Below are 23,034 nucleotides of genomic sequence, written 5' to 3' on the forward strand. Positions count from 1 at the left end.
AACAGACTTGAAAGACGGTAGTCAAGCGACTCCAACTCAGCCAAGTAAAACGGAAGTGAAGACAGCAGAAGGCACCTGGAGCTTCAAGTCCTACGACAAGGCATCAGAAACCATCAATGGAGCGGATGCCCACTTCGTCGGTACTTGGGAATTTACCCCAGCACCAACTTACAAGGCAACACATGAATTTGTCAGCGGAACTCCAGGCAAAGACCTTCCACAAGAAGTGAAAACCTTGCTTCCATCAGANCAAACAGACTTGAAAGANGGTAGTCAAGCGACTCCNACTCAGCCAAGTAAAACGGAAGTGAAGACAGCAGAAGGTACATGGAGCTTCAAATCTTATGACAAGGCATCAGAAACCATCAATGGAGGGGATGCCCACTTCGTCGGTACTTGGGAATTTACCCCAGCACCAACAGTGACTCATAAAGCAGTTCATGAGTTTGTCAGTGGAACTCCAGGCAAAGAGCTTCCACAAGAAGTGAAAACCTTGCTTCCATCAGATCAAACAGACTTGAAAGATGGCAGTCAAGCGACTCCAACTCAACCAAGTAAAACGGAAGTGAAGACAGCAGAAGGCACATGGAGCTTCAAATCCTACGACAAGACTTCAGAGACTGTCAACGGTTCAGATGTTAAGTTTGTAGGGACATGGGAATTTACAGCAATCCCAGTTCCAACAGTGACTCATAAAGCAGTTCACGAGTTTGTAAGTGGAACTCCAGGCAAAGAGCTTCCACAAGAAGTGAAAACCTTGCTTCCATCAGATCAAACAGACTTGAAAGATGGCAGTCAAGCGACTCCAACTCAACCAAGTCAAACAGAAGTGAAGACAGCAGAAGGCACATGGAGCTTCAAGTCCTACGACAAGACTTCAGAGACTGTCAACGGTTCAGATGTTAAGTTTGTAGGAACTTGGGAATTTACCCCAGCACCAACTTACAAGGCAACTCACGAGTTTGTCAGCGGAACTCCGGGTAAAGAGCTTCCACAAGAAGTGAAGGCCCTTCTTCCAGCAGACCAAATAGACTTGAAAGACGGTAGCCAAGCAACACCAACTCAACCAAGTCAAACAGAAGTGAAGACCGCGGAAGGTACATGGAGCTTCAAGTCCTATGACAAGACTTCAGAGACTGTCAACGGTTCAGATGTTAAGTTTGTAGGGACATGGGAATTTACAGCAAGCCCAGTTCCAACAGTGACTCATAAAGCAGTTCACGAGTTTGTTAGCGGAACCCCAGGTAAAGAACTTCCACAAGAAGTGAAAGCCTTACTTCCAGCAGACCAAACAGACTTGAAAGATGGCAGCCAAGCAACGCCAACGAAACCAAGTCAAACAGAAGTGAAGACAGCAGAAGGCACATGGAGCTTCAAGTCCTACGATAAGACATCGGAAACCATTAATGGAGCAGATGTTAAGTTTATAGGTACATGGGAATTTACAGCAACTCCAGTTCCAACAGTGACTCATAAAGCAGTTCACGAGTTTGTTAGCGGAACTCCAGGTAAAGAACTTCCACAAGAAGTGAAAGCCTTGCTTCCAGCAGACCAAACAAACTTGAAAGATGGCAGCAAAGTAACGCCAACGCAACCAAGTCAAACAGAAGTGAAGACGGCAGAAGGTACATGGAGCTTCAAGTCCTATGACAAGACATCGGAAACCATCAATGGAGCAGACGCACACTTCGTAGGCACCTGGGAATTCACTCCGGCCCCAATTAAAGATTCTGGAAATACTAGTCAACCAGAAGAAAGAAGTAGTCAAAATCAGAACTTGTTACCAAACACGGGTTCAGCAGTATCTGGTCTTCTTTCAATCATCGGTCTTGCCTTTGCAAGTCTAGCAGCTTTTGTTCTTCGTAAGAAAGACTAAGCCACTCTTAGGAAATAAGAAATTGAATTCTTAATTCCTGAGTCTAAGAAGAGAGAACGAGAAATCGTTCTCTCTTTTTCTTGCATTTTATATCGAGCTGTGATATATTTTATATAACGAAGTGCGATATATCGAACTGAATAGGAGGTGCCTATAAATGGAATTAACAGATAAGGTTCGTCGGGTCTATCTTCCGATGACGGAAACGGGCTTTTATATTTTGTTCTGTCTGCAAAAGGAACGTCATGGTTATAGTATTACGCAAAAGGTCAAGGAGATGACAGATTCGCAAGTTTCGATTAGTCCTGGAACTATGTATGGAACCTTGTCAAAGATGGAAAAGGATGGCTTGATTTCTTTTGTCCGAGAGGAGGAAAAACGGAAAATCTATCAGATTACAGACTTGGGACGCAAAGTCTTAGATATTGAATTGAAACGTATTGAACGGCTCTATAGAAACAGTTTGGAGGAAGTATGATGGAAAAGAAAATTGTTTATCGAATTTTTACAATTGCGGATTATGAGAGGGAAGCTCTATACTTTAGAGAAATGCATGCTAAGGGCTGGAAACTTAGGAAAGTAAGCTATTCTATTTTATTGTTTGTAGTTAAGTATACTTTTGAAAAATGTCAGCCTGAGCAAGTATCTTATCAGTTGGATTTTTACCCAATGGAAAAATCAGAGAGAGCCTCCTATTTACAATTATTTAAAGACTGTGGCTGGGAGCATATTACCGACTTTAATAGTTTTTCCTATTTTAGAAAAGTACATTCTGAAATTGAATCGGATACTGAGTTTGAAATCTATAATGACGCTACAGGGAAGTTAGCTATGGTTAATCGCATTTTAAGACTGCGGCTAGTACCTGTTTTACTTTTGCTAGCCATACATATACCATTCTTACTTAAATTGCTCAATAGAAGTAATGCGTATGGTCTATGGAGTTTTCTTGCGGTCGGGCTAGATATTTTCTTGTCTTTAATCCTTTTGTTAATAGTTGCCTATATTAGCTGGAAGTTATGGCATAAAAAGAAGGAATTATCAGATTTATGATAAGGTAGGTATGCTCAAATTGGAGGGAAAGTCATGATAAATAAAAAGCAATTTAGGATTTTCACCATTGTTGATTTGGACAAGGAAGAAGAATATTTACATGAGATGCACTTGAAAGGTTGGAGATATAGAACTAGTCGTTTTGGTTTTTTCTATTTTGACCAATGTCAACCGGACGATGTCATCTACCATATCTATGATTCTAGATTTCTTAAAAAGTATAAGCATGAACTACAAGATTTTAGAAATAGCGGTTGGGAATTGATAGAAACAGGTTTTTGTTCAATTCTTCGTAAACCAACTTCTGATATACTTTCAGAGGAGAAAGTCTATATGAGTAAGGGTCTCAGATGGGAAGTTATGCGGTCTAGACTTCGTTCCTGTATAGCCACTTTTTCAGGTGGTCTTGTTGTTTGCATGAGTTTGTATCGAGAAAACTTGTCTCAGTCTTTCTTTATTATTTTCGTTTTATACGCTTGCTTAATTTCTTATCTAATCTATGGTTTTTTCAGACTTAAAAGGAAATACCAAGTAGATGAGAAGTAAGATTCTAGGTCTTCAGACTGATTTTTAGCACTCTTGGTAAAAGAGTGCTAATTTTTTGAATTTTTGCCTTGACATTCTCTTCTAAGGGTGTATAATAGAATCATGAGTTAGCACTTGGATGCATAGAGTGCTAATCGATCAGACAGAGAGGAGTGATGAGATGGTTACAGAGCGTCAACAGGATATTTTAAATCGGATTATTGATATCTTTACCAAAACGCACGAACCTGTCGGATCCAAAGCCTTGCAAGAGTCTATCAATTCTAGTAGTGCTACCATTCGTAATGACATGGCGGCTCTAGAGAAGCAGGGGTTGCTTGAGAAGGCTCATACCTCAAGCGGTCGGATGCCAAGTGTCGCGGGATTTCAGTACTATGTGAAACACTCGCTGGCTTTTGACAGACTGGCTGAAAATGAGGTTTACGAGATTGTCAAAGCCTTTGATCAGGAATTCTTCAAACTGGAGGATATTCTGCAAGAGGCTGCTAATCTACTGACAGACCTGAGTGGCTGTACGGTAGTGGCTCTGGATGTTGAGCCGAGCAGGCAACGGTTGACAGCCTTTGATATTGTTGTCTTGGGGCAACATACAGCCTTGGCAGTATTTACCCTAGACGAGTCCCGAACGGTTACCAGTCAATTTCTGATTCCAAGGAACTTCTTGCATGAAGATTTGCTGAAACTGAAGGCAATCATTCAGGAACGTTTCCTCGGTCATACCGTTCTAGATATTCATTACAAGATTCGGACGGAGATTCCGCAGATTATCCAGCGTTACTTTACAACCACGGACAATGTCATGGATCTCTTTGAACACATTTTTAAAGAAATGTTCAACGAAAACATTGTAGTGTCGGGCAAGGTCAATCTCTTGAATTTTGCCAATCTAGCAGCCTATCAGTTCTTTGACCAACCGCAAAAGGTGGCTCTAGAGATTCGTGAAGGTCTGCATGAAGATAAAATGCAAAATGTCCGTGTTGCGGACAGTCAGGAATCCTGTCTAGCTAACCTAGCAGTGATTAGCAGTAAATTCCTCATTCCTTATCGAGGTTTTGGAATTCTGGCAATTATCGGTCCGGTCAATCTGGATTACCAGCAATTGGTCAACCAAGTCAATGTGGTCAATCGTGTTTTGACGATGAAGTTGACGGATTTTTATCGCTACCTCAGTAGTAATCATTACGAAGTAAATTAATTTTGAAATCATTAAAGGAGGCGAAAATGGCCCAAGATAAAAAAAACGAAGAAATGAAAGAAGAGGAAGTTGTGGAAACAACTGAAGAAACAACTCCTGAGAAGTCTGAGTTGGACTTGGCAAATGAACGTGCGGATGAGTTCGAAAACAAATATCTTCGTGCTCATGCAGAAATGCAGAATATTCAACGCCGTGCCAATGAAGAACGTCAAAACTTGCAACGTTATCGTAGCCAAGATCTGGCAAAAGCAATTTTACCGTCGCTTGACAACTTAGAACGTGCACTAGCAGTTGAAGGTTTGACAGATGATGTGAAGAAGGGCTTGGAAATGGTCCAAGAAAGTTTGGTACATGCCTTAAAAGAAGAAGGGATTGAAGAAATTCCAGCTGACGGCGGATTTGACCATAACTATCACATGGCCATCCAAACTCTCCCAGCAGACGATGAACACCCAGCAGATACCATCGCACAAGTCTTCCAAAAAGGCTATAAACTCCATGACCGCATCCTACGCCCAGCCATGGTGGTAGTGTATAATTAGAGAGAGATAGATGGAACAAATAATAAATTTATTAATCCAATTGGTAAAGGAATATGGACTAGTAACGGTAATACTTCTAATAGCTGTAGTGTTATTATGGTTATTGATTATTTATCCAGTTTTACGACTCTTTTGGGGGTTCTTAAAAAATCTTTTTACAACTAGAAAACGAGCTTCAAAAAACAATTGGAATTATCAAAGTCAGAAAACAGTTTTTAAACTTGAACGAACTGAGAAAAAAAGGCTGGAATATTTTGAAGGGCTTGAACAATGGGATGAAATCATTCTAAAAGGTGGCAGTGTTTATGAAATTAATCATAAAACTTATCCAAATAGAACTTTGAAACAGAAAATTTTAGAGTGGGATAAAGTGGTGATTGTTATTACATTGACGCCTAAAAAATAAAAACCTGTCCGAAACGACAATAAACTATGAAGAAAGATAAGAAATTGTTCAGCTTTGCAATAGTGAGCGAAGTAAACAAAAGACGATACTCTTCGCCGTGGCGCTATTTGCGCAAACTTTGAGACCATAGGCTCAAAGTTTAGTCAAAGAGATTGACGAGTCAAGCTCTGACGGCGCCGCCACCTAAGAAGAGTATCAAAAAGAAAAATAGAAAATTAACTAACAAGGAGAAAAACACATGTCTAAAATTATCGGTATTGACTTAGGTACAACAAACTCAGCAGTTGCAGTTCTTGAAGGAACTGAAAGCAAAATCATCGCAAACCCAGAAGGAAACCGTACAACTCCATCTGTAGTATCATTCAAAAACGGAGAAATCATCGTTGGTGATGCCGCAAAACGTCAAGCAGTTACAAACCCAGATACAGTTATCTCTATCAAATCTAAGATGGGAACTTCAGAAAAAGTTTCTGCTAACGGAAAAGAATATACTCCACAAGAAATCTCAGCTATGATCCTTCAATACTTGAAAGGTTACGCTGAAGAATACCTTGGTGAAAAAGTAACCAAAGCAGTTATCACAGTCCCAGCTTATTTCAACGATGCTCAACGTCAAGCAACTAAAGACGCTGGTAAAATCGCTGGTCTTGAAGTAGAACGTATCGTCAACGAACCAACAGCAGCGGCCCTTGCTTACGGTTTGGACAAGACTGACAAAGAAGAAAAAATCTTGGTATTCGACCTTGGTGGTGGTACATTCGACGTATCTATCCTTGAATTGGGTGACGGTGTCTTCGATGTATTGTCAACTGCAGGGGACAACAAACTCGGTGGTGACGACTTTGACCAAAAAATCATCGACCACTTGGTAACAGAATTCAAGAAAGAAAACGGTATTGACTTGTCTACTGATAAGATGGCAATGCAACGTTTGAAAGATGCGGCTGAAAAAGCTAAGAAAGACCTTTCTGGTGTAACTTCAACACAAATCAGCTTGCCATTCATCACTGCTGGTGAGGCTGGACCTCTTCACTTGGAAATGACTTTGACTCGTGCGAAATTTGACGATTTGACTCGTGATCTTGTTGAACGTACAAAAGTTCCAGTTCGTCAAGCCCTTTCAGATGCAGGTTTGAGCTTGTCAGAAATCGACGAAGTTATCCTTGTTGGTGGTTCAACTCGTATCCCAGCCGTTGTAGAAGCTGTGAAAGCTGAAACTGGTAAAGAACCAAACAAATCAGTAAACCCTGACGAAGTTGTTGCCATGGGTGCTGCTATCCAAGGTGGTGTAATCACTGGTGATGTTAAAGACGTTGTCCTTCTTGATGTAACACCATTGTCACTTGGTATCGAAACAATGGGTGGCGTCTTCACAAAACTTATCGATCGCAACACTACTATTCCAACATCTAAATCACAAGTCTTCTCAACTGCAGCGGACAACCAACCGGCCGTTGATATCCACGTTCTTCAAGGTGAACGTCCAATGGCAGCAGATAACAAGACTCTTGGACGCTTCCAATTGACTGACATCCCGGCTGCACCTCGTGGAATTCCTCAAATCGAAGTAACATTTGACATCGACAAGAACGGTATCGTGTCTGTTAAGGCCAAAGACCTTGGAACTCAAAAAGAACAAACTATTGTCATCCAATCTAACTCAGGTTTGACTGATGAAGAAATCGACCGCATGATGAAAGATGCAGAAGCAAACGCTGAAGCAGATAAAAAACGTAAGGAAGAAGTTGACCTTCGTAACGAAGTAGACCAAGCCATCTTTGCGACTGAAAAGACAATCAAGGAAACTGAAGGAAAAGGCTTCGATGCAGAACGTGATTCTGCCCAAGCTGCTCTTGATGACCTTAAGAAAGCGCAAGAAGACAACAACTTGGACGAAATGAAAGCAAAACTCGAAGCATTGAACGAAAAAGCTCAAGGACTTGCTGTTAAACTCTACGAACAAGCCGCAGCAGCACAACAAGCTCAAGCAGGAGCAGAAGGCGCACAAGCAACAGGAAACGCAGGCGATGACGTCGTAGACGGAGAGTTTACGGAGAAGTAAAACAATCCAGTGGATTGTTTTAGCGGAACCTCTTGAAATAAAGAAAGGTTCCGAGATTTGAGGATTCCTTTAATCCGAAACTCAATTCAGCATTACTAGTTTGATTTTTAAAACTTAAACTAGTAAGTATAGTAAGAAATCCAGAGGTTGCAGCCCAGCCTCTGTTTTTCGGTAAAAAGGGACTGAACCTGATTTATTTGGCTTTTGTCCCATCAATATAAAAGAAAGGAACTGAACCCGACCTAAATCGTGGTTTCGTTCCGCAATATTAACAGAAAGGAATAAGGGTGTTCGTAATTGAACTCGAGCTCTGAGCTTTCTTACTAAATATAAAAGAAAGGAATTGAACCCGACCTAAATTCTCGGAAAAAAGATAAATCTGCCTAGGAGCATCGCTCCAGCGTCAGATTTCCTATTTTTCAGTCGAATTTTACGGTCTTGGTATCTTGTATGAACAATACTGAATTTTATGATCGTCTGGGGGTGTCAAAAAACGCTTCGGCAGACGAGATCAAAAAGGCATATCGTAAGCTTTCAAAAAAATATCACCCAGATATCAACAAGGAGCCTGGCGCTGAGGAAAAATACAAGGAAGTTCAAGAAGCCTATGAAACTTTGAGTGATGACCAAAAACGTGCAGCCTACGACCAATATGGTGCTGCGGGCGCTAACGGTGGCTTTGGTGGTGCAGGTGGTTTCGGCGGCTTTGACGGAGCAGGTGGCTTCGGTGGTTTTGAAGATATCTTCTCAAGTTTCTTCGGGGGAGGCGGAGCTTCGCGCAATCCAAACGCTCCTCGTCAAGGGGATGACCTCCAGTATCGTGTGAATTTGACTTTTGAAGAAGCCATCTTCGGAACGGAAAAAGAAGTCAAATACAATCGTGAAGCAAGCTGTCGTACCTGTAACGGATCTGGTGCTAAGCCAGGGACAAGTCCAGTTACTTGTGGACGCTGTCATGGTGCTGGTGTCATTAATGTCGATACGCAGACTCCTCTTGGTATGATGCGTCGCCAAGTAACTTGTGATGTCTGTCATGGTCGCGGAAAAGAAATTAAAGATCCATGTACTACATGTCACGGAACAGGTCATGAAAAGCAAGCTCATAGCGTACATGTAAAAATCCCTGCTGGTGTAGAAACTGGCCAACAAATCCGCCTAGCGGGTCAAGGTGAAGCAGGCTTTAATGGTGGACCTTACGGGGACTTGTACGTAGTGGTTTCAGTTGAAGCTAGTGATAAGTTTGAACGTGAAGGAACAACTATTTTCTACAAGTTAAATCTTAATATTGTCCAAGCAACTCTAGGAGATACTGTGGAAATTCCAACTGTGCATGGCGCTGTCGAATTGGTCATTCCAGAGGGAACTCAAACTGGCAAGAAATTCCGCCTACGTGGCAAGGGAGCACCGAGCCTTCGTGGTGGTGCTGTTGGTGACCAATACGTAACCGTTAAGGTCGTAACTCCGACAGGCTTGAACGATCGCCAAAAAGCAGCGCTTAAAGAATTCGCAGCTGCAGGTGATTTGAAAGTCAATCCAAAGAAAAAAGGCTTCTTTGACCATATAAAAGATGCCTTTGAAGGTGAATAAAGCAAAAAGAGCCAATTGGCTCTTTTTTTATGTTATTTTTGAAAATTTAGCGTCAGAAAAATCATTTTCCAGTTAGCCTACTATTTATACTTTTGCTTGAGTAAGCCAGCTGCATCCATATCTTGGATGAGTTGTTTGATTTCCTCTTCTTTACCAGATTTCACGGTGATGGTATCAATGTGCTTGATTGCCGAATTATCCTGAATATCGACCAAGGTCAAAGCTTTTTCATAGAAAGCAATTCCCTTTTTAAGACTTTCTTGATCTTTCCAATTTAGAATTGTGTAAGAAGATTTTGATTTCTTTCCTTTTTCTTGGAAATACTTCTCGCCCTCCTCCTTTAAAAATTGTATTAAACCGTGATTGAACAAGTTGTCCCCTACTTTATAGTAGGAAATATCTCCTGTCTGGAGGACATAGACTTTAAGTCGGTTTTTGGTGAGTTTTGGACTTTCTTTTAGGACGGGGTGACTATTGATGACCTCGTCTGAGAAAGTAACATAAAAATCTAGGCCTCCACCCTCGTATTGATAGTGTCCATCCGATTCTACTTTCTCAGGAGGCATGTCAAGGGAGGTAAAGATTTGTTTTAAGTCGTCATTCCCTTTTCGGATGTCACTTGGTGACGCTTTGAAAAGATTGGCCACTAGTAGAAATGCCAGGACTGCAAGAAGGCTAAGGCAGCCGCAAGGGATCGCGATGACCTTCGCTAGAACTTTTACAAACTGTTTCATTTTCATTGCCTCCTTTTTCTGTTCAAATCTAGTAACCCAAAATGGAATTAAGGAAAGTTGGAGGCTTTCTTATTCTTGTTTTTCTTCTTGGAGGACCGCCATTCTGGTTTGGAAATCTTTTTCCAAGACTTTGAACTTATAGGTTAAATCTTTTTGGTATTCCTTGATAAGGGTTTTTTGTTGGTCGATGATTTGTAGGCTGTTTTGGATGATATCCAAATCAGCCTTGATAGCTTCGACGCGGTCAGTTGTATCTAGCACTTCATCCTGAATGGCTTGGCGATTTTTCACGACAAAATAACTTCCAGCTGCAGCTCCTGCAAATAGCAATAGATTGGATAGTTTCATGGCAACTCCTTAAGCGTTTCTTATGGTTTCAGCGACTTGGGCAAGTTTGTCAAAGTCAGGTTCGTGGGCGATAAAGTCAATCTTGAGGTCATCTTCTGCACCGTAGCGAGGTACGAGATGCACGTGGGTATGAAAGACTGTTTGACCAGCGACTTCTTCACAGTTGGCGATGATGTTCATTCCGGCAGCCTTGGTAGCCTTCATGACTTTTTGAGCCACTGTTGGTACCTGAGCAAAGAGTTGGCTGGCGCTGGCAGCATCCATTTCTAAAAGATTGCGATAGTGTTCTTTGGGTACGACCAAGGTGTGTCCAGGCGTTACTTGAGAGATATCAAGGAAGGCAAGAATCTGCTCATCCTCGTATACTTTGGAAGCAGGAATCTCCCCTGCGATAATCTTACAAAAAATGCAATCTGACATAAAATCCACCTCTACTGTATTGAATTTTGATATAATATAGCTACATTATACCAGATTCGGAGAAAATATGTTAGAAATTAAAAACCTGACAGGAGGCTATGTTCACGTTCCTGTCTTGAAAGATGTGTCCTTTACAGTTGAAAGTGGGCAGTTGGTCGGTTTGATTGGTCTCAATGGTGCTGGGAAATCAACGACAATCAATGAGATTATTGGTCTCTTGACACCTTACAGTGGAGAAATCAGGATTAATGGTCTCACCCTGCGAGAAGATGCGACCAGCTATCGCAAGCAGATTGGCTATATCCCAGAAACGCCTAGTCTGTATGAGGAATTGACCCTCAGGGAGCATATCGAGACGGTGGCCATGGCCTATGGTATTGAGCAAAAAGTGGCTTTTGAGCGAGTAGAATCTTTGTTAAAAATGTTTCGTTTGGATCAAAAATTAGACTGGTTCCCAGTGCATTTTTCCAAAGGAATGAAGCAGAAGGTCATGATTATCTGTGCTTTTGTCGTAGATCCGAGCCTTTTCATCGTTGATGAGCCTTTCCTTGGGCTCGATCCGTTGGCCATTTCTGACTTGATTCAGCTTCTAGAAGTAGAAAAGCAAAAAGGCAAGTCCATTCTCATGAGTACCCATGTTTTGGATTCGGCGGAGAAGATGTGTGATGCCTTTGTCATTCTCCACAAGGGAGAGGTGCGGGCTCAGGGGAACCTCCAGCAACTCCGCGAAGCCTTTGGCATGCCTGAAGCGAGTTTGAATGATATTTACTTGGCTCTGACCAAAGAGGAGGAGCTATGAAAGACTTGTTTTTAAAGCGAAAGCAGGCTTTTCGTAAGGAGTGTGTCGGTTATCTGCGTTATGTTCTCAATGACCACTTTGTCTTGTTCCTACTAGTTCTCATCGGTTTTCTAGCTTACCAATACAACCAACTCTTGCAAGATTTTCCTGAAAATCATTGGCCTATCCTCTTGTTTTTAGGGATTGTATCTGCCTTGCTTTTGGCTTGGGGAGGAATCGCGACCTATATAGAAGGACCTGACAAGCTCTTTCTCTTAGTCAGTGAAGAGGAGGTAAAGTCCTACCTCAAAGGACAGACGGTGAGTTCACTGGTTTTCTGGACAATTGTTCAAACCCTCTTTTTACTCTTGTTTGCACCCTTGTTTTTAGCCATGGGCTATGGCTTGCCAGTCTTTCTCGTCTATGTGCTTTTATTAGGAGCTGGGAAATACCTCCTTTTTCGTCAAAAAGCCAGTAAATTTTTTACTGATACTGGTCTCGACTGGGACTATGTGATCTCCCAAGAAAGCAAGCGCAAGCAAGTTTTGCTTCGTTTCTTTGCTCTCTTTACGCAGGTCAAGGGCGTTTCAAATAGTGTCAAACGTCGCGCTTATCTGGATTTCATTCTAAAGACGGTTCAAAAGGTTCCAGGGAAGATCTGGCAAAATCTCTATCTTCGTTCTTACTTGCGAAATGGAGACCTCTTTGCCCTCAGTCTCCGCCTCCTCTTCCTATCCTTGTTAGCTGTGATCTTTATCGAGCAATCTTGGATCGCGACAGCGGTGGTAGTGCTGTTTAACTACCTCTTGCTCTTCCAGTTGTTGGCTCTCTATCGTGCTTTTGACTACCAGTATTTGACCCAGCTCTTTCCACTAGAAAAAGGGGAGAAAGAGAAGGGACTACAGGAAGTTATCCGAGGATTGACAGGTTTTGTTTTATTGGTTCAGCTGATAGTTGGTTTGATTACCCTCCAAGAAAAACTAGCTCTTCTAGCCCTGCTTGGAGCTGGACTGGTCCTGCAAATCTTGTATCTCCCTTATCAGGTGAAACGTCAGATGCAGGACTAATACTCTTCGAAAATCTCTTCAAACTACGTCAGCTTTATCTGCAACCTGCGGCTAGCTTCCTAGTTTGCTCTTTGATTTTCATTGAGTATAACATTGCTTATATGATACTAAAAAAGAAGTTGAGTTCTGTCTCAGCTTCTTTTATTTTCTACAAGATAATGGTTGGTCCGTAGAGACTCAACTTAGTCTTGACTTGGTCAAAGTGGAAACGGTCATAGGCCCGCCAAGCGGCGCGAGTAGGAGCATCTGGATTGAGAGCACTGAGGCCCATGAGGAGACTGGAAGTTTGGTAAAATTTTTCCAGCTCAATCAAGAATCGATTATCCATTGTCTCAGCTTTAGAGAGAAAGCGGAGGATATTGTTCAGTTGCTCCTGAAAGCGAACGTCATCAGCTGTTGCCTGTTTGCATGCTTGATAGGCTTTGTTTAACTCAGTAATCAAAATCTGAGCTCTTTTGATAGGTTCTGTATCTGTCATGAGAATTCCTCCTTTAATCTGGGTGCTAGTCTTGTTTCTAGCAACTGTTTTTTGATACTGCCAGTCTATCACTTTTATCTCCTTTTTCAGCTTTAAATCTTTAATTGTCATTGAAATTTCCTGAATGGTAATAGCGGGATTTTATGATAAAATAGTTGTAAGGTTATCATAGTTATTTTGTAAAAACTTCGACACTTTAGGAATTTTTAAGAACCGTTTAGGATTTGGTGAAAAATAGTTTCTAGACTTATGGTATCCTCTCTTCAGGAGGTTTTATCCATGAACTATATCATCATCCAAAAAGAGAAAGAAATTTTCAAATTAAACATAAAGGATATCTACTATATCCAAACGCATCCAAGTAAAGCCCATACCGTGCAGATTGTTACAGAAAACGCTAGCTTTGATCTGTTTCAAAATTTAAGCAATCTTGAGAAACAATATGGGGAAACCTTGACGAGATGTCATCGAAATTGTCTGGTCAACCTTGAACGACTAAAATCCATGGATATCCAAAGAAAGACTCTTTTTCTTGGAGAAGAAGGTCGATATGCTGTTCAGTATGCCAGACGTCGCTATAGAGACATTCGCCAAAAATGGTTGAAACAAGGAGAGTAAGAAGATGAGAATATTTGTTTTAGAAGATGACTTTTCCCAACAAGTTAGAATTGAAACGACGATTGAAAAACTTTTGAAAAAACAGAGTATCATTCCTAGTTCTTTTGAAGTCTTTGGGAAACCAGACCAACTGCTGGCAGAGGTGGATGAGAAGGGGGTGCATCAGCTTTTCTTTTTGGATATTGAGATTCGAAACGAAGAGATGAAGGGGCTAGAAGTGGCTAGAAAGATTCGGGATCGGAATCCTTATGCTCTAATCGTCTTTGTGACAACTCACTCGGAGTTTATGCCCCTGTCCTTTCGCTACCAAGTGTCAGCTTTGGACTACATTGATAAGGCCTTGTCGACAGAGGAGTTTGAATCTCGGATCGAGACAGCCCTCCTCTATGCCAATAGTCAAGATAGTAAAAGTCTGGCGGAAGATTGCTTTTACTTTAAATCAAAATTTGCTCAATTCCAGTATCCCTTTAAAGAGGTTTACTATCTCGAAACGTCGCCTAGAGCCCATCGTGTTATTCTCTATACCAAGACGGATAGGTTGGAATTTACAGCGAGTTTAGAGGAGGTTCTCAAGCAGGAACCCCGTCTCTTGCAGTGCCACCGCTCTTTTCTCATCAATCCTGCCAATGTGGTTCAATTGGATAAGAAAGAAAAACTCCTTTTCTTTCCCAATGGTGGAAGCTGTCTAATCGCGCGTTATAAGGTTAGGGAAGTGTCTGAGGCTATCAATAACTTACACTGAGTGAGGTGATGGAATGGAATTAGTTTGGAAGATAGTATATGCGTTTTTGATATCTGGATTGGAATTGTTTATATTTTTTAAGGTGGATGGAATTGTTCTGACTCTGGAGAGAGTTTTTAAGGCCTTTCTTTTTAAGATACTTTTGGCAGTTGTTTTTGTAACGATTAGCTATATAGTAGGAAATGCTTACCTATCTTATTTTGTGGAACCCTTGTACGGCATAGGTTTATCTTTCTTGTTTTTAAGAGGGTTTTCTAAAAAACTCCTTCTATTTTATGGTCTCTTTCCAATGATATTGGTAAATCTCTTTTATAGAGGAATCTCCTATTTTGTGCTTCCATTTTTGGGGCAAGGGCAAGTGTACGATGACCTCTCTTTTATTTGGTTATTTATAAAAATTTTCATTTGCTTTATTTCTCTAGCCTTTTTGAAATGGTTAGACTATGATTTTACTAGCTTGAGGAGGGAGATTCTAGACAAAGATTTTCAAAAGTCTCTGACTAAGATTAACTGGATAATGGGAGCCTACTATCTAGTGATGCAAAGTTTGTCTTATTTAGAATATGTACAAGATATTCAATCAACGACTATTCGCCATCTGATTCTGGTGTTTTACTTGCTCTTTTTTATGGGGATTATCAAGAAATTGGATACCTACTTGAAGGAAAAACTTCAGGAGAAACTGAACCAAGAGCAGGTTTTGCGCTATAGAGAAATGGAGCGGTATAGTCGGCATATAGAGGAACTTTACAAGGAAGTACGGAGCTTTCGTCATGATTATGCCAACCTCTTGACTAGCTTACGCCTAGGTATTGAAGAGGAGGATATGGAGCAGATAAAAGAGGTCTACAACTCCGTTTTAAAGGACTCCGTCCAGAAATTTCAGGACAATAAATATGACCTTGGACGGTTGGTGAATATTCGTGATCGTGCCCTCAAAAGTCTCCTTGCAGGAAAATTTATAAAAGCCAGAGAAAAGGATATTGTCTTTAATGTCGAAGTTCCTGAGGAGATTCAAGTTGAGGGGATGAGTCTGCTTGATTTTTTAACTATCGTATCTATCCTTTGTGACAATGCTATTGAAGCCAGTGCAGAGGCTAGTCAACCTCATGTTTCAATCGCCTTTTTAAAAAATGGAGAACAGGAGATCTTTATCATTGAAAACTCCATCAAAGAAGAGGGCATAGATGTTTCTGAAATCTTCTCTTTTGGAGTTAGTTCTAAAGGGGAGGAACGAGGTGTTGGTCTCTATACCGTCAGGAAGATTGTTGAAAGTTATCCCAATGCTAGTCTCAATACAACCTGTCAAAATCAAGTCTTTCGTCAGGTTTTGACAATGTTATCAATTGAATGACAGCAAGTAATAGAATGATTAAATAATGGAATAAATATAACAGAATTCTATAATATAAATGTTTTGGAAAGATTAATTATGGATTTTTATAATTTTTAAGTTTTTTTACCATTTGTTAAGTCAATAAGGGATTTAAGAAGAAACGAGACTAGACAGTAGCTATCCTGAGGTTACTGTCTTATTCTTTTACAACAAAATAGGCTTCATAATATCTATAGGAGATTTACCCACTACAAATATTATAAAGCCAAGCTTTTTATCCAAAAGCACTTTGTATGATTACATTTGTTGATAATTTCTAGACCTATTGGCTTGGTTTGATGAGTTAGATGTTAATATGCTTAATATTGAATCTAACCACCATCCTCCACCTGTAATTTGATTGAGTTCAGTAGTTGTTAATTCTTGAAATGAAGTTAGGTTTTGTTTCTTATCCATGTTATGATTCTCCTGTTTTATAAGATAATAAATAGTTATAGAGTGTTATCTGAAAATTAATTAGAATGTGTTAAAATTTTATCTTTGAAATAATCAAAATATGTTTTCTTTGCAGTTACACTAGTGACGCGACCTTGTAGACCATATTGGATGAGTTTACTGTCCTCACCAGATAGTTTTGCAAGAGCGGTTAATTTAAAGAGATTTCCTTGCTCTGTTCTGGTGGGAGTTTGATCAATGCTCTGAAGTTGGCCGATGATGGTAATACCGTGATTTCCAATCTTCTCAAGTTTTAATCTTACAGTTTGTCCTTTATCTAGTAAGGGGAGATAGTCAGATGATACGTAGTAAGTGATTAGTACTTCTCTTGTATCTGTTATAATAGGGAATATTTGAGCAATTTCTGTACCAGTTGGAATTCTATTTTTACCTTCAAATTCGCTGTTCAGATGAACGATACCTTTACTTGGAGCGGTTAAGGTATTGTTTTCCAAGCGCTGTGTCGCTTGATCTAGTTGTACTTTTAATTCTGTTAGTTGATTTTCCACAGCTAGTTGTTGCTGAGAAGTTGTTTGTAAAAACTGAGTACGAAGTACTTCAATTTTGGTTTCTAAACTATTATCATAAGTTGCTACACTTCCGATACCAGCTTGCTGAATTTTGAGACTTGCGATAGATGATTCGAGGCCTGTAACACTTTGATTGATTTGAGATAAAAATTGCTCTTCTATAGCTCCTTGTGTTTGTCCTTGTGATGCTACCAGATAACTATTCAAGGTTGACTGGTGTGGATTGCCAGTCGGTAAGCGTGCTCTTTTGTTTATGATAGCATCTCTCAGTTCTTGATATTCTCCAATTTGTTGTTGAATTTTTGTAATTTCTTGTTCGATAGCTGATGAACTGCTATTAGCAAGATTGGCTTGATTTGAAACTTCAGTGTTAGTCTTTGAGATACCCAGCTCAATATCATGAGCTTGTTTAGTAAAATTCATAAAGGTATTATAGTAGCCAAACTCATCCTCACCAGAAAAAAGATCGGTATTTTTTTCTAAGCTTTGTTTCAAAATTCCAAGTCCTTCTTTTTGCTTCTCAAGTCTTTGTAACTGAGTTTCTAAGGCAGTTTTCTGACTTTCTTCCATTGTTTCAGAGTATTTGATGAGTAAGTCACCTTTTTCAACTACTTGATTTGCCACTAAATGATTAGCTAAGATAGGATTATCACTGGTTGACTGAATGGATGCAATGACACTTGTAGGAGTGACTTCTCCTTGCGATGTAACAGTAATCTCTTTTGTAGCAACAAGGGAGAAAATCACGATGAAAGTAAACAGTAATGAAAGTGGTATGATCAATACTGTCGCATAATTATGGTAACGTCTCTGATAAAACTCGACGCTTCTAAAAAGATTAGGATTCATAACATTCTCCTTATTTGTTGAATAGATGATGGTAGAAGCCTTGCGCCTGTATTAACTCTTGATGACTACCAACTTCAATGATTTTCCCTTGGTCAAGAACAATGACACGGTTAGTCCGTTCGGCTATACTTAGACGATGGGCTACAAAGAGAATGGTTTTATCAGTTAGGGACATAAGATTATCTATAACCTTTTTCTCAGTCAAAACATCGAGAGCACTAGTAGCTTCATCTAGTATTAAAACAGGAGATTTAGTTAAAAGAGCACGAGCGAGGGCGATTCGTTGCTTCTGTCCTCCTGACAGACCTGCTCCATCAGAAAGTTGAGTTTGATAGCCCATAGGCATTCTTTCAATATCTTGACGGATTTCAGCTAATTCGCAAGCTTTTAGAATATCTTCTTGGCTAATCATACTATTACCGCCCAAGGTTAAGTTTTCCAAGATAGAGCCATTAAAGATATAGGCTTGTTGGGGCAGGTAATTAATATGACGTCGCAAGATTTTTTTATCAATATTTTTAATATCCTGATGATTGATGGTAATCTGTCCTTTGTAAGGGTCAAAGAAGTTGACAATCATTTTGGCTAGAGTTGTTTTACCAGAACCACTAACTCCAACTAGGCTAACCTTATCACCTTCTTTAATCGTTAGATTGATATCTGTTAAGGTATCTCGCCCAAAACCATACTTATAAGAAAGGTCATCAAATTCAATATCGCCCATCAAAAAATTTGAATGAACAGGATTTTCTTGAACTTGAAATTCAGATTCGACTAAGTAGACCTCGTTCAAGCGGTTATTAGCAACCTTCGCAGATTGGAGTTTAGTTTGTAGGTTGATAATATTTTCCATAGGAGTTGTAAAGTAAGAAAGAAGTGTATTAAAGGTAATCAGCTGACCGATAGAAATCTTACTCGACATGACTAATTGAGCACCAAACCATAGGATAAAGATATTAAGAACTAACTTTGTTCCTTGTTTTAAATTAGTTTGTAAAATAGAATATTTAGTAAGTTTAAAGGATTTTTCCAAATAATCGACAAATTCACTGTCAATATTTTGGTAGCGATTTTCTTCACTTGTGAGTGACTTGATGGTTTCGATCCCGTTGATATCTTCGATAATAGCAGAACTAACCATAGAATTACTTTGCATGACATCATGGTTCATTTTTTCAAAAGGTTTCATAAAAGAAAAGATGATGAATATGTAAATAGGGATAGAAATAAGAGAAAGAAGAAAGAGGTTAGGATTTTGTGCCAGTAAGACACTCCCTACAAGGATCAGAATGGAAACATCAAGAAGAAGAGAGAGAATGGTAGAAGCTAAGGCATCTATAATAGAGTTGGCATCTGTGAATCGTGAAATGATTTCCCCTGTACGACGTGTCGCAAAGAAAGACATAGGAAGTTCAAAGATATGGCGAATATAGGCCAAAATTACATCAATGCTTAATCTCTGACTCAGAACAGTTAGGAGATAATCTCTGGAGAAGCTCATGGCTTGTTGGAGAATATAGGTGACAATTAGACCAATTGAGATGATTCCTAAAGTTGATCTCATCTGATTTGGGATGTACTCATCCAAGATTCCTTGGAGATAATAAGAACCACCGATATTGATAATAGTGACCAATAAGCTTGAGAGAACAATGTAAGCAATGAGAGATTTTTGTTTGAAAATCAGAGGGAGGAAGCTCAGTAGACCATTCTTTTTATCTTTATGGGGTTGATAGCTGGGTTTGGGAGCTAGAAAAATAGCTACTCCAGTCCATTCAGAGAAAAAGCGTTCTTTTGACATTTTGGTGATTTTTACAGAAGGATCAGGATCACCAATAATCAGATAGTCTTTCTTTGTTTGATAGACAACATAGTAATGTTGGAGTTTCCCTTCTTTGTTAACGTGAACGATAAATGGATAGGGGACATCGCTCATATCAAAGAGCGTTTTATCTGCTTGAACAGGCCTTGTTTCAAAGCCCATTTCATCAGCGGCTTTTACAATGCCAAGAGCAGTAGTCCCTTCTTTATTGGTCTTTGCAAGTTCTCTCAAGTGAGCTAGAGAAAAATCTGAACCATAGAATTTAGCAATCGAGGCTAAGGCAGCGACACCACAGTCTCTAGCATCTATTTGAGGAACAAATGTACGTTTATAAGAAGTCATTGGCAATTCCCTTCATATAATATGATGAGTTTATTATGCCATAATAATAAGTTCATATTTTGTGAAATCTTGAATTGTCATTGAAACTTCCTGAATGGTAAAAAATGATTAGAAATTATCTTTTTTTAAAAAATTTAGCGGTAGTTTCAAATGAAAAGCTAATTCAAGACGATTCGATGACAATTCAAGATTTGGATGAAAAATTTAAAAAAACAGTGATATACTAAACTTGTCAAGGTTGCAACAGGACAAAGTACTAAACTATATGGAGGTATTTATCGTGATTTTACAATCTTCTGTATCCTTAAAAATTCTTGATGAGGATACACTTTCTGATATAGAAGGCGGAATTGCTTGGTGGATTGGTCCAGCAGGAGCTTTTGCTTATGGGATATTAGCTGGTTATACTGATGAAAAATGTATGATTGATAATGGAAACCACTGGTATTGTATTAAGCTACCATAGAATAAGGAGTAAAACAATGAAATATATAAAGGTATTAACAGATTCAAATTTAGAAAGAATACAAGGAGGAGACAATTTGATAGATTTTTTTGAATTGGGAGAAAAAATAGGAAGACGTTTAGCCCATCGTTATCCGAATTCGGTTACTCTTCCAATGTGTTATGAATATGGTCCTGCTTATCCGGCACCTGTTTTACCATGTAGAAAGTAGGAAAATAGAATGAAAAAAATTACTATTATGGAATTATCGGAACTAGAATTAATTTATGGTGGTGATGGATATGGTTCAGTATTTCATCCTGACACTTGGTGGAGATATATTGAATATGCTTTAACTCACCCAGGAAAAGGAGGGAATCTCCCTTTATGTGAAAACTATCCACCTGCGTATCCAGGAAAAGTTTTACCACAATGTTAAATTTTTATAAAACTAGATAGTTGAAAATACCTCAGGTTAGAGACAAAGTCTTATTAGACTGTGTTTAGGTAAATTAGAACGATAGGTAAAGTCATATGAAGAACGACTCTGGAGAAGAAGGAATTCTTAACTTAGATTCAATCATATAGTCTCAAATATCCCAATTGTTGAAAATAACTGGATTTTAGCAAGTGGAGGAGTCTGTTAGTTTTAAACTTTGCTCGTAATGATTTGAAAAATTTCAATTTTCTTGTTGAAATTCACAAAAATTTAGATTGTCTATGTTTGGAATATCAGTACTATGTATTTGTAGAGAAAAGATTTTTGGTCTTTAAGTTTTTAGTTACTTCAATGAGAGAGGTTGAATTTATGACCATTTTTAATAAATGTCATGCCGTGTTTGTTGGATTTTTAGTCTATGTAATAGTCGCTACAGTAGGTTATACCATCAATCAAGGTGATTATTTTCAAAACGAGCACCTATTTATTATTGCAAAGACTTTCTTGATTTCACTGAGTGTTGCCTATGCGAAATGGTTTGATATGATTTCTCTTAGAAGTTTAACGAAAAAAGAAGTTCTATTTTTTATTGGAAGCTTTCTTCTTTGCGTGCTGGTAAATATAGGTTATCATAATTTTTTTACCGTTTCTTCTGGTGCAGGATATCAACATCTTGAAGATGCTAGTACAGGAATTTCCTTATCCTTTATTGCAAGCGCGACAGTTTTTGGGCCTATTCTGGAGGAATTTATTTTCAGAGGAATCCTTCAAGGTGCGGTTTTTGAAAATTCTTGGTTGGGGCTTGTACTGACTGCCTCTCTCTTCTCTTTCCTGCATGCACCTTATGATTTTCCTTCGTTTATTTATTATCTATTTGGAGGTTTCATGCTGGGCTTTGCTTATAAAAAGAGTCAAAATCTATCGGTGGCTATTTTAGTTCATATCTGTTATAACTGTTTATCATTCTTGTAGTATATGTAAGTAACCAATATGACATATTATTGGACAAAAAATCTTAAAAAATAGGGAAATGGACACTATTACTGTTTAGATTAACAATATTAAATGATGTCATAATTTGAGATTGTGGATACTGAGGAACTCGAAATAGTTAGTGGAGGAGGAGGTAATTTAGGATCTGCAATCGGTGGTTGTATTGGAACAGTACTATTAGCTGCTGCGGCTGGTCCGATAACTGGGGAGCAGCAACACTTATTTGTGTAGGTTCAGGAATTATGTCCTTCTTGTAAGATTATGATTCTTAAATATAGTATTATTATCGTTATTAATTTACTGTCTTATTTGCTTACTTACAAAATATCAAAGCTATCTAAGAATGATGAGAATAAGATAGTTAGCAAAATTTTAATTATATTATCAATAGTTTATATAATCGTTGATGCTTTACTTAGTTGATGGATTTGTAGTAAAAAAAAACTTAACTATAAACTATTATTTACTAATATTTTTTACTTTTTGCAAGTTATTAAATAGTATAATAAAACTTTTTATTGCAAGGAGAGTAATGAAAATTAAGATATTTTAGATACTCAAGATTATTGAAATCTTAGACTAAAAAATAGGTACTGCTACTTTNAAGAAGATAGTAGACGTATATACTTTTTAAGAAAATCAAAAATATATTATTTTAAATAATTCTATTTGTTTACTGACTTTAAGACTTTGGTAAAAAAATAAAAATAAAAAAGGAGTATTTATCATGAATACAAAAACGATGTCACAATTTTCTGTTATGGATACTGATATGCTTGCTTGCGTTGAAGGTGGTGGTTGCAATTGGGGAGATTTTGCCAAAGCAGGTGTTGGAGGAGGAGTAGCAAGAGGTCTTCAACTAGGCATTAAAACAGGAACATGGCAAGGCGTTGCAACTGGTGCTGCGGGTGGAGCTATACTTGGAGGTGTAGCCTATGCAGCAACATGTTGGTGGTAATTATGGATTTTAAAAGTTTTATTATTGGTTTAGTAGTTGGTATATTTGGTCCTTATATGGATGATTTAATTAGAAAAATATTTTCAAAATCTTCCAAAAAGGATACGGATAGTACCCCGTAAAAAATAAATTTCTCCCCTGTATTTGCTAGCTTAATTTACAGGGGAGTTTCTTTAATTTTGTTTAGCCTGTCAAAATGATATGTGATAGCAGGATGAAAAGTCTACAAACAAGTTGATATCAATACAATATAAAGAGGAAAGTATGTTTTTCATGCTTGCTTTTTTAATTTTTTTACAATTCAAGACGTTTCGAAGACCATTTAAGATTTAGATGAATGTGTAATTTTTAATAAGGTAAGATAAAGATAACA

At 38.7% G+C, this 23,034-nt stretch carries 28 protein-coding genes and 1 pseudogene; 22 read left to right on the forward strand and 7 right to left on the reverse strand.

All coding sequences use genetic code 11. The annotated features are described in order from the left end of the window. The 9 genes from D8863_RS09235 to dnaJ form a co-directional block, all read left to right on the forward strand. Positions 1 to 1,876, forward strand: a 1,876-nt coding sequence (locus tag D8863_RS09235) for an SHIRT domain-containing protein (RefSeq protein WP_142999478.1), incomplete at its 5' end; no start/stop codon positions are given. A 157-nt stretch (positions 1,877 to 2,033) separates the two neighbouring features. Then, on the forward strand, positions 2,034 to 2,354 hold the full coding sequence (locus D8863_RS09240; RefSeq protein WP_000423991.1) for a PadR family transcriptional regulator: 321 nt from the start codon (positions 2,034 to 2,036) through the stop codon (positions 2,352 to 2,354). Further along, positions 2,354 to 2,929 carry a DUF2812 domain-containing protein gene (locus D8863_RS09245; protein WP_125441765.1) on the forward strand — a complete coding sequence of 192 codons (576 nt, stop codon included), beginning with the start codon at positions 2,354 to 2,356 and terminating at the stop codon, positions 2,927 to 2,929. Before D8863_RS09240 ends, D8863_RS09245 begins: the two co-directional genes overlap by 1 nt. Positions 2,930 to 2,962: 33 nt before the next feature. Further along, positions 2,963 to 3,475: a DUF2812 domain-containing protein gene (locus D8863_RS09250; protein WP_125441741.1), complete on the forward strand. Its 513-nt coding sequence runs from the start codon at positions 2,963 to 2,965 to the stop codon at positions 3,473 to 3,475. A gap of 160 nt (positions 3,476 to 3,635) precedes the next feature. Continuing rightward, a complete protein-coding gene (gene hrcA, locus D8863_RS09255) occupies positions 3,636 to 4,670 on the forward strand; it encodes a heat-inducible transcriptional repressor HrcA (protein ID WP_125441742.1) in 1,035 nt (344 codons plus the stop codon). 26 nt (positions 4,671 to 4,696) lie between these two features. Beyond that, positions 4,697 to 5,212, forward strand: a complete 516-nt coding sequence (gene grpE / locus D8863_RS09260) for a nucleotide exchange factor GrpE (RefSeq protein ID WP_084848896.1) — start codon at positions 4,697 to 4,699, stop codon at positions 5,210 to 5,212. A gap of 10 nt (positions 5,213 to 5,222) precedes the next feature. Further along, positions 5,223 to 5,618 carry a hypothetical protein gene (locus D8863_RS09265; RefSeq protein WP_084848897.1) on the forward strand — a complete coding sequence of 132 codons (396 nt, stop codon included), beginning with the start codon at positions 5,223 to 5,225 and terminating at the stop codon, positions 5,616 to 5,618. Positions 5,619 to 5,856: 238 nt separating this feature from the next. Further along, positions 5,857 to 7,680 carry a molecular chaperone DnaK gene (gene dnaK, locus D8863_RS09270; RefSeq protein WP_125441743.1) on the forward strand — a complete coding sequence of 608 codons (1,824 nt, stop codon included), beginning with the start codon at positions 5,857 to 5,859 and terminating at the stop codon, positions 7,678 to 7,680. A 450-nt stretch (positions 7,681 to 8,130) separates the two neighbouring features. Further along, positions 8,131 to 9,267 (forward strand): molecular chaperone DnaJ, encoded by a 1,137-nt coding sequence (gene dnaJ, locus D8863_RS09275; RefSeq protein WP_125441744.1) that lies wholly within the window; start codon positions 8,131 to 8,133, stop codon positions 9,265 to 9,267. An 80-nt stretch (positions 9,268 to 9,347) separates the two neighbouring features. Here the strand turns inward: dnaJ and D8863_RS09280 are convergent, their stop codons facing one another. The 3 genes from D8863_RS09280 to D8863_RS09290 all read right to left on the reverse strand — a co-directional run bounded on the left by D8863_RS09280 (position 9,348) and on the right by D8863_RS09290 (position 10,769). Continuing rightward, complete coding sequence (locus D8863_RS09280; protein ID WP_185761473.1) at positions 9,348 to 10,001, reverse strand: hypothetical protein; 654 nt, start codon at positions 9,999 to 10,001, stop codon at positions 9,348 to 9,350. Positions 10,002 to 10,070: 69 nt separating this feature from the next. Beyond that, positions 10,071 to 10,349, reverse strand: coding sequence for a hypothetical protein (locus D8863_RS09285; RefSeq protein WP_125414575.1), 279 nt, complete (start codon positions 10,347 to 10,349; stop codon positions 10,071 to 10,073). 9 nt (positions 10,350 to 10,358) lie between these two features. Further along, positions 10,359 to 10,769, reverse strand: a complete 411-nt coding sequence (locus D8863_RS09290) for an HIT family protein (protein ID WP_125441746.1) — start codon at positions 10,767 to 10,769, stop codon at positions 10,359 to 10,361. A gap of 67 nt (positions 10,770 to 10,836) precedes the next feature. Here D8863_RS09290 and D8863_RS09295 point away from each other — a divergent pair, with 67 nt between their 5' ends. Beyond that, a complete protein-coding gene (locus D8863_RS09295) occupies positions 10,837 to 11,568 on the forward strand; it encodes an ABC transporter ATP-binding protein (RefSeq protein ID WP_125441747.1) in 732 nt (243 codons plus the stop codon). After that, positions 11,565 to 12,614, forward strand: a complete 1,050-nt coding sequence (locus tag D8863_RS09300; RefSeq protein ID WP_125441748.1) for an ABC transporter permease — start codon at positions 11,565 to 11,567, stop codon at positions 12,612 to 12,614. Before D8863_RS09295 ends, D8863_RS09300 begins: the two co-directional genes overlap by 4 nt. Before the next feature lie 148 nt (positions 12,615 to 12,762). On the opposite strand, the gene D8863_RS09305 is transcribed toward D8863_RS09300, so the two are convergent. Then, positions 12,763 to 13,092, reverse strand: coding sequence for a helicase BlpT (locus D8863_RS09305; RefSeq protein WP_125418557.1), 330 nt, complete (start codon positions 13,090 to 13,092; stop codon positions 12,763 to 12,765). Positions 13,093 to 13,371: 279 nt separating this feature from the next. Here D8863_RS09305 and D8863_RS09310 point away from each other — a divergent pair, with 279 nt between their 5' ends. The 3 genes from D8863_RS09310 to D8863_RS09320 are packed head-to-tail and all read left to right on the forward strand — an operon-like array spanning position 13,372 to position 15,806. Then, the gene (locus D8863_RS09310; protein WP_125418559.1) at positions 13,372 to 13,710 is read left to right on the forward strand and encodes a LytTR family DNA-binding domain-containing protein; all 339 of its coding nucleotides are present in this window, start codon (positions 13,372 to 13,374) and stop codon (positions 13,708 to 13,710) included. Between the two features lie 4 nt (positions 13,711 to 13,714). Beyond that, positions 13,715 to 14,452 (forward strand): response regulator transcription factor, encoded by a 738-nt coding sequence (locus tag D8863_RS09315; protein WP_125418561.1) that lies wholly within the window; start codon positions 13,715 to 13,717, stop codon positions 14,450 to 14,452. 13 nt (positions 14,453 to 14,465) lie between these two features. Then, positions 14,466 to 15,806, forward strand: coding sequence for a sensor histidine kinase (locus tag D8863_RS09320; RefSeq protein ID WP_125418563.1), 1,341 nt, complete (start codon positions 14,466 to 14,468; stop codon positions 15,804 to 15,806). A 279-nt stretch (positions 15,807 to 16,085) separates the two neighbouring features. On the opposite strand, the gene blpC is transcribed toward D8863_RS09320, so the two are convergent. From blpC to blpA, 3 genes are read right to left on the reverse strand one after another with little or no spacing between them, the layout of a single operon-like run. Then, positions 16,086 to 16,244 (reverse strand): quorum-sensing system pheromone BlpC, encoded by a 159-nt coding sequence (gene blpC, locus D8863_RS09325; RefSeq protein ID WP_125418565.1) that lies wholly within the window; start codon positions 16,242 to 16,244, stop codon positions 16,086 to 16,088. Positions 16,245 to 16,300: 56 nt separating this feature from the next. Continuing rightward, positions 16,301 to 17,662, reverse strand: coding sequence for a peptide export ABC transport accessory protein BlpB (gene blpB / locus D8863_RS09330; protein ID WP_125418567.1), 1,362 nt, complete (start codon positions 17,660 to 17,662; stop codon positions 16,301 to 16,303). A 10-nt stretch (positions 17,663 to 17,672) separates the two neighbouring features. Beyond that, positions 17,673 to 19,826, reverse strand: a complete 2,154-nt coding sequence (gene blpA / locus D8863_RS09335; protein WP_125441749.1) for a peptide cleavage/export ABC transporter BlpA — start codon at positions 19,824 to 19,826, stop codon at positions 17,673 to 17,675. A gap of 280 nt (positions 19,827 to 20,106) precedes the next feature. Between blpA and D8863_RS09340 the strand changes: the two genes are divergently transcribed. The 8 genes and pseudogenes from D8863_RS09340 to D8863_RS09375 all read left to right on the forward strand — a co-directional run bounded on the left by D8863_RS09340 (position 20,107) and on the right by D8863_RS09375 (position 22,783). Then, entirely contained in the window at positions 20,107 to 20,292 is a 186-nt protein-coding gene (locus D8863_RS09340; protein ID WP_125441766.1) for a hypothetical protein, read from the forward strand. Between the two features lie 16 nt (positions 20,293 to 20,308). Beyond that, entirely contained in the window at positions 20,309 to 20,503 is a 195-nt protein-coding gene (locus tag D8863_RS09345) for a hypothetical protein (protein WP_125441750.1), read from the forward strand. A gap of 9 nt (positions 20,504 to 20,512) precedes the next feature. Continuing rightward, positions 20,513 to 20,710: a hypothetical protein gene (locus tag D8863_RS09350; RefSeq protein ID WP_125441751.1), complete on the forward strand. Its 198-nt coding sequence runs from the start codon at positions 20,513 to 20,515 to the stop codon at positions 20,708 to 20,710. Positions 20,711 to 21,079: 369 nt separating this feature from the next. Continuing rightward, complete coding sequence (locus D8863_RS09355) at positions 21,080 to 21,682, forward strand: CPBP family intramembrane glutamic endopeptidase (protein ID WP_125441752.1); 603 nt, start codon at positions 21,080 to 21,082, stop codon at positions 21,680 to 21,682. Between the two features lie 111 nt (positions 21,683 to 21,793). Continuing rightward, a pseudogene (locus D8863_RS09360) lies at positions 21,794 to 21,960 on the forward strand (class IIb bacteriocin, lactobin A/cerein 7B family). A 4-nt stretch (positions 21,961 to 21,964) separates the two neighbouring features. After that, a complete protein-coding gene (locus tag D8863_RS11375) occupies positions 21,965 to 22,126 on the forward strand; it encodes a Gip family bacteriocin immunity protein (RefSeq protein ID WP_125441753.1) in 162 nt (53 codons plus the stop codon). 304 nt (positions 22,127 to 22,430) lie between these two features. After that, complete coding sequence (gene blpU, locus D8863_RS09370) at positions 22,431 to 22,661, forward strand: bacteriocin-like peptide BlpU (RefSeq protein WP_125441754.1); 231 nt, start codon at positions 22,431 to 22,433, stop codon at positions 22,659 to 22,661. Positions 22,662 to 22,663: 2 nt separating this feature from the next. Next, positions 22,664 to 22,783, forward strand: coding sequence for a PncF family bacteriocin immunity protein (locus D8863_RS09375; protein WP_001833623.1), 120 nt, complete (start codon positions 22,664 to 22,666; stop codon positions 22,781 to 22,783). The last annotated feature ends 251 nt before the right edge of the window (positions 22,784 to 23,034 follow it).

This window comes from Streptococcus oralis (assembly GCF_003943825.1).
Classification (GTDB): Bacteria; Bacillota; Bacilli; order Lactobacillales; family Streptococcaceae; genus Streptococcus; species Streptococcus oralis_CD.

What these genes read in the sequence shown, in the direction of transcription:
- D8863_RS11375 (WP_125441753.1), top strand. Translation starts at nt 21,965, where the DNA reads ATGATTCTTAAATATAGTATTATTATCGTTATTAATTTACTGTCTTAT.
- D8863_RS09295 (WP_125441747.1), top strand. Translation starts at nt 10,837, where the DNA reads ATGTTAGAAATTAAAAACCTGACAGGAGGCTATGTTCACGTTCCTGTC.
- D8863_RS09265 (WP_084848897.1), top strand. Translation starts at nt 5,223, where the DNA reads ATGGAACAAATAATAAATTTATTAATCCAATTGGTAAAGGAATATGGA.
- dnaK (WP_125441743.1), top strand. Translation starts at nt 5,857, where the DNA reads ATGTCTAAAATTATCGGTATTGACTTAGGTACAACAAACTCAGCAGTT.
- D8863_RS09290 (WP_125441746.1), bottom strand. Translation starts at nt 10,769, where the DNA reads ATGTCAGATTGCATTTTTTGTAAGATTATCGCAGGGGAGATTCCTGCT.
- blpB (WP_125418567.1), bottom strand. Translation starts at nt 17,662, where the DNA reads ATGAATCCTAATCTTTTTAGAAGCGTCGAGTTTTATCAGAGACGTTAC.
- D8863_RS09250 (WP_125441741.1), top strand. Translation starts at nt 2,963, where the DNA reads ATGATAAATAAAAAGCAATTTAGGATTTTCACCATTGTTGATTTGGAC.
- grpE (WP_084848896.1), top strand. Translation starts at nt 4,697, where the DNA reads ATGGCCCAAGATAAAAAAAACGAAGAAATGAAAGAAGAGGAAGTTGTG.
- blpU (WP_125441754.1), top strand. Translation starts at nt 22,431, where the DNA reads ATGAATACAAAAACGATGTCACAATTTTCTGTTATGGATACTGATATG.
- D8863_RS09350 (WP_125441751.1), top strand. Translation starts at nt 20,513, where the DNA reads ATGAAAAAAATTACTATTATGGAATTATCGGAACTAGAATTAATTTAT.
- D8863_RS09320 (WP_125418563.1), top strand. Translation starts at nt 14,466, where the DNA reads ATGGAATTAGTTTGGAAGATAGTATATGCGTTTTTGATATCTGGATTG.
- D8863_RS09310 (WP_125418559.1), top strand. Translation starts at nt 13,372, where the DNA reads ATGAACTATATCATCATCCAAAAAGAGAAAGAAATTTTCAAATTAAAC.
- blpA (WP_125441749.1), bottom strand. Translation starts at nt 19,826, where the DNA reads ATGACTTCTTATAAACGTACATTTGTTCCTCAAATAGATGCTAGAGAC.
- D8863_RS09355 (WP_125441752.1), top strand. Translation starts at nt 21,080, where the DNA reads ATGACCATTTTTAATAAATGTCATGCCGTGTTTGTTGGATTTTTAGTC.
- D8863_RS09245 (WP_125441765.1), top strand. Translation starts at nt 2,354, where the DNA reads ATGGAAAAGAAAATTGTTTATCGAATTTTTACAATTGCGGATTATGAG.
- D8863_RS09345 (WP_125441750.1), top strand. Translation starts at nt 20,309, where the DNA reads ATGAAATATATAAAGGTATTAACAGATTCAAATTTAGAAAGAATACAA.
- D8863_RS09285 (WP_125414575.1), bottom strand. Translation starts at nt 10,349, where the DNA reads ATGAAACTATCCAATCTATTGCTATTTGCAGGAGCTGCAGCTGGAAGT.
- D8863_RS09315 (WP_125418561.1), top strand. Translation starts at nt 13,715, where the DNA reads ATGAGAATATTTGTTTTAGAAGATGACTTTTCCCAACAAGTTAGAATT.
- D8863_RS09375 (WP_001833623.1), top strand. Translation starts at nt 22,664, where the DNA reads ATGGATTTTAAAAGTTTTATTATTGGTTTAGTAGTTGGTATATTTGGT.
- D8863_RS09300 (WP_125441748.1), top strand. Translation starts at nt 11,565, where the DNA reads ATGAAAGACTTGTTTTTAAAGCGAAAGCAGGCTTTTCGTAAGGAGTGT.
- D8863_RS09305 (WP_125418557.1), bottom strand. Translation starts at nt 13,092, where the DNA reads ATGACAGATACAGAACCTATCAAAAGAGCTCAGATTTTGATTACTGAG.
- hrcA (WP_125441742.1), top strand. Translation starts at nt 3,636, where the DNA reads ATGGTTACAGAGCGTCAACAGGATATTTTAAATCGGATTATTGATATC.
- D8863_RS09280 (WP_185761473.1), bottom strand. Translation starts at nt 10,001, where the DNA reads ATGAAACAGTTTGTAAAAGTTCTAGCGAAGGTCATCGCGATCCCTTGC.
- D8863_RS09240 (WP_000423991.1), top strand. Translation starts at nt 2,034, where the DNA reads ATGGAATTAACAGATAAGGTTCGTCGGGTCTATCTTCCGATGACGGAA.
- blpC (WP_125418565.1), bottom strand. Translation starts at nt 16,244, where the DNA reads ATGGATAAGAAACAAAACCTAACTTCATTTCAAGAATTAACAACTACT.
- dnaJ (WP_125441744.1), top strand. Translation starts at nt 8,131, where the DNA reads ATGAACAATACTGAATTTTATGATCGTCTGGGGGTGTCAAAAAACGCT.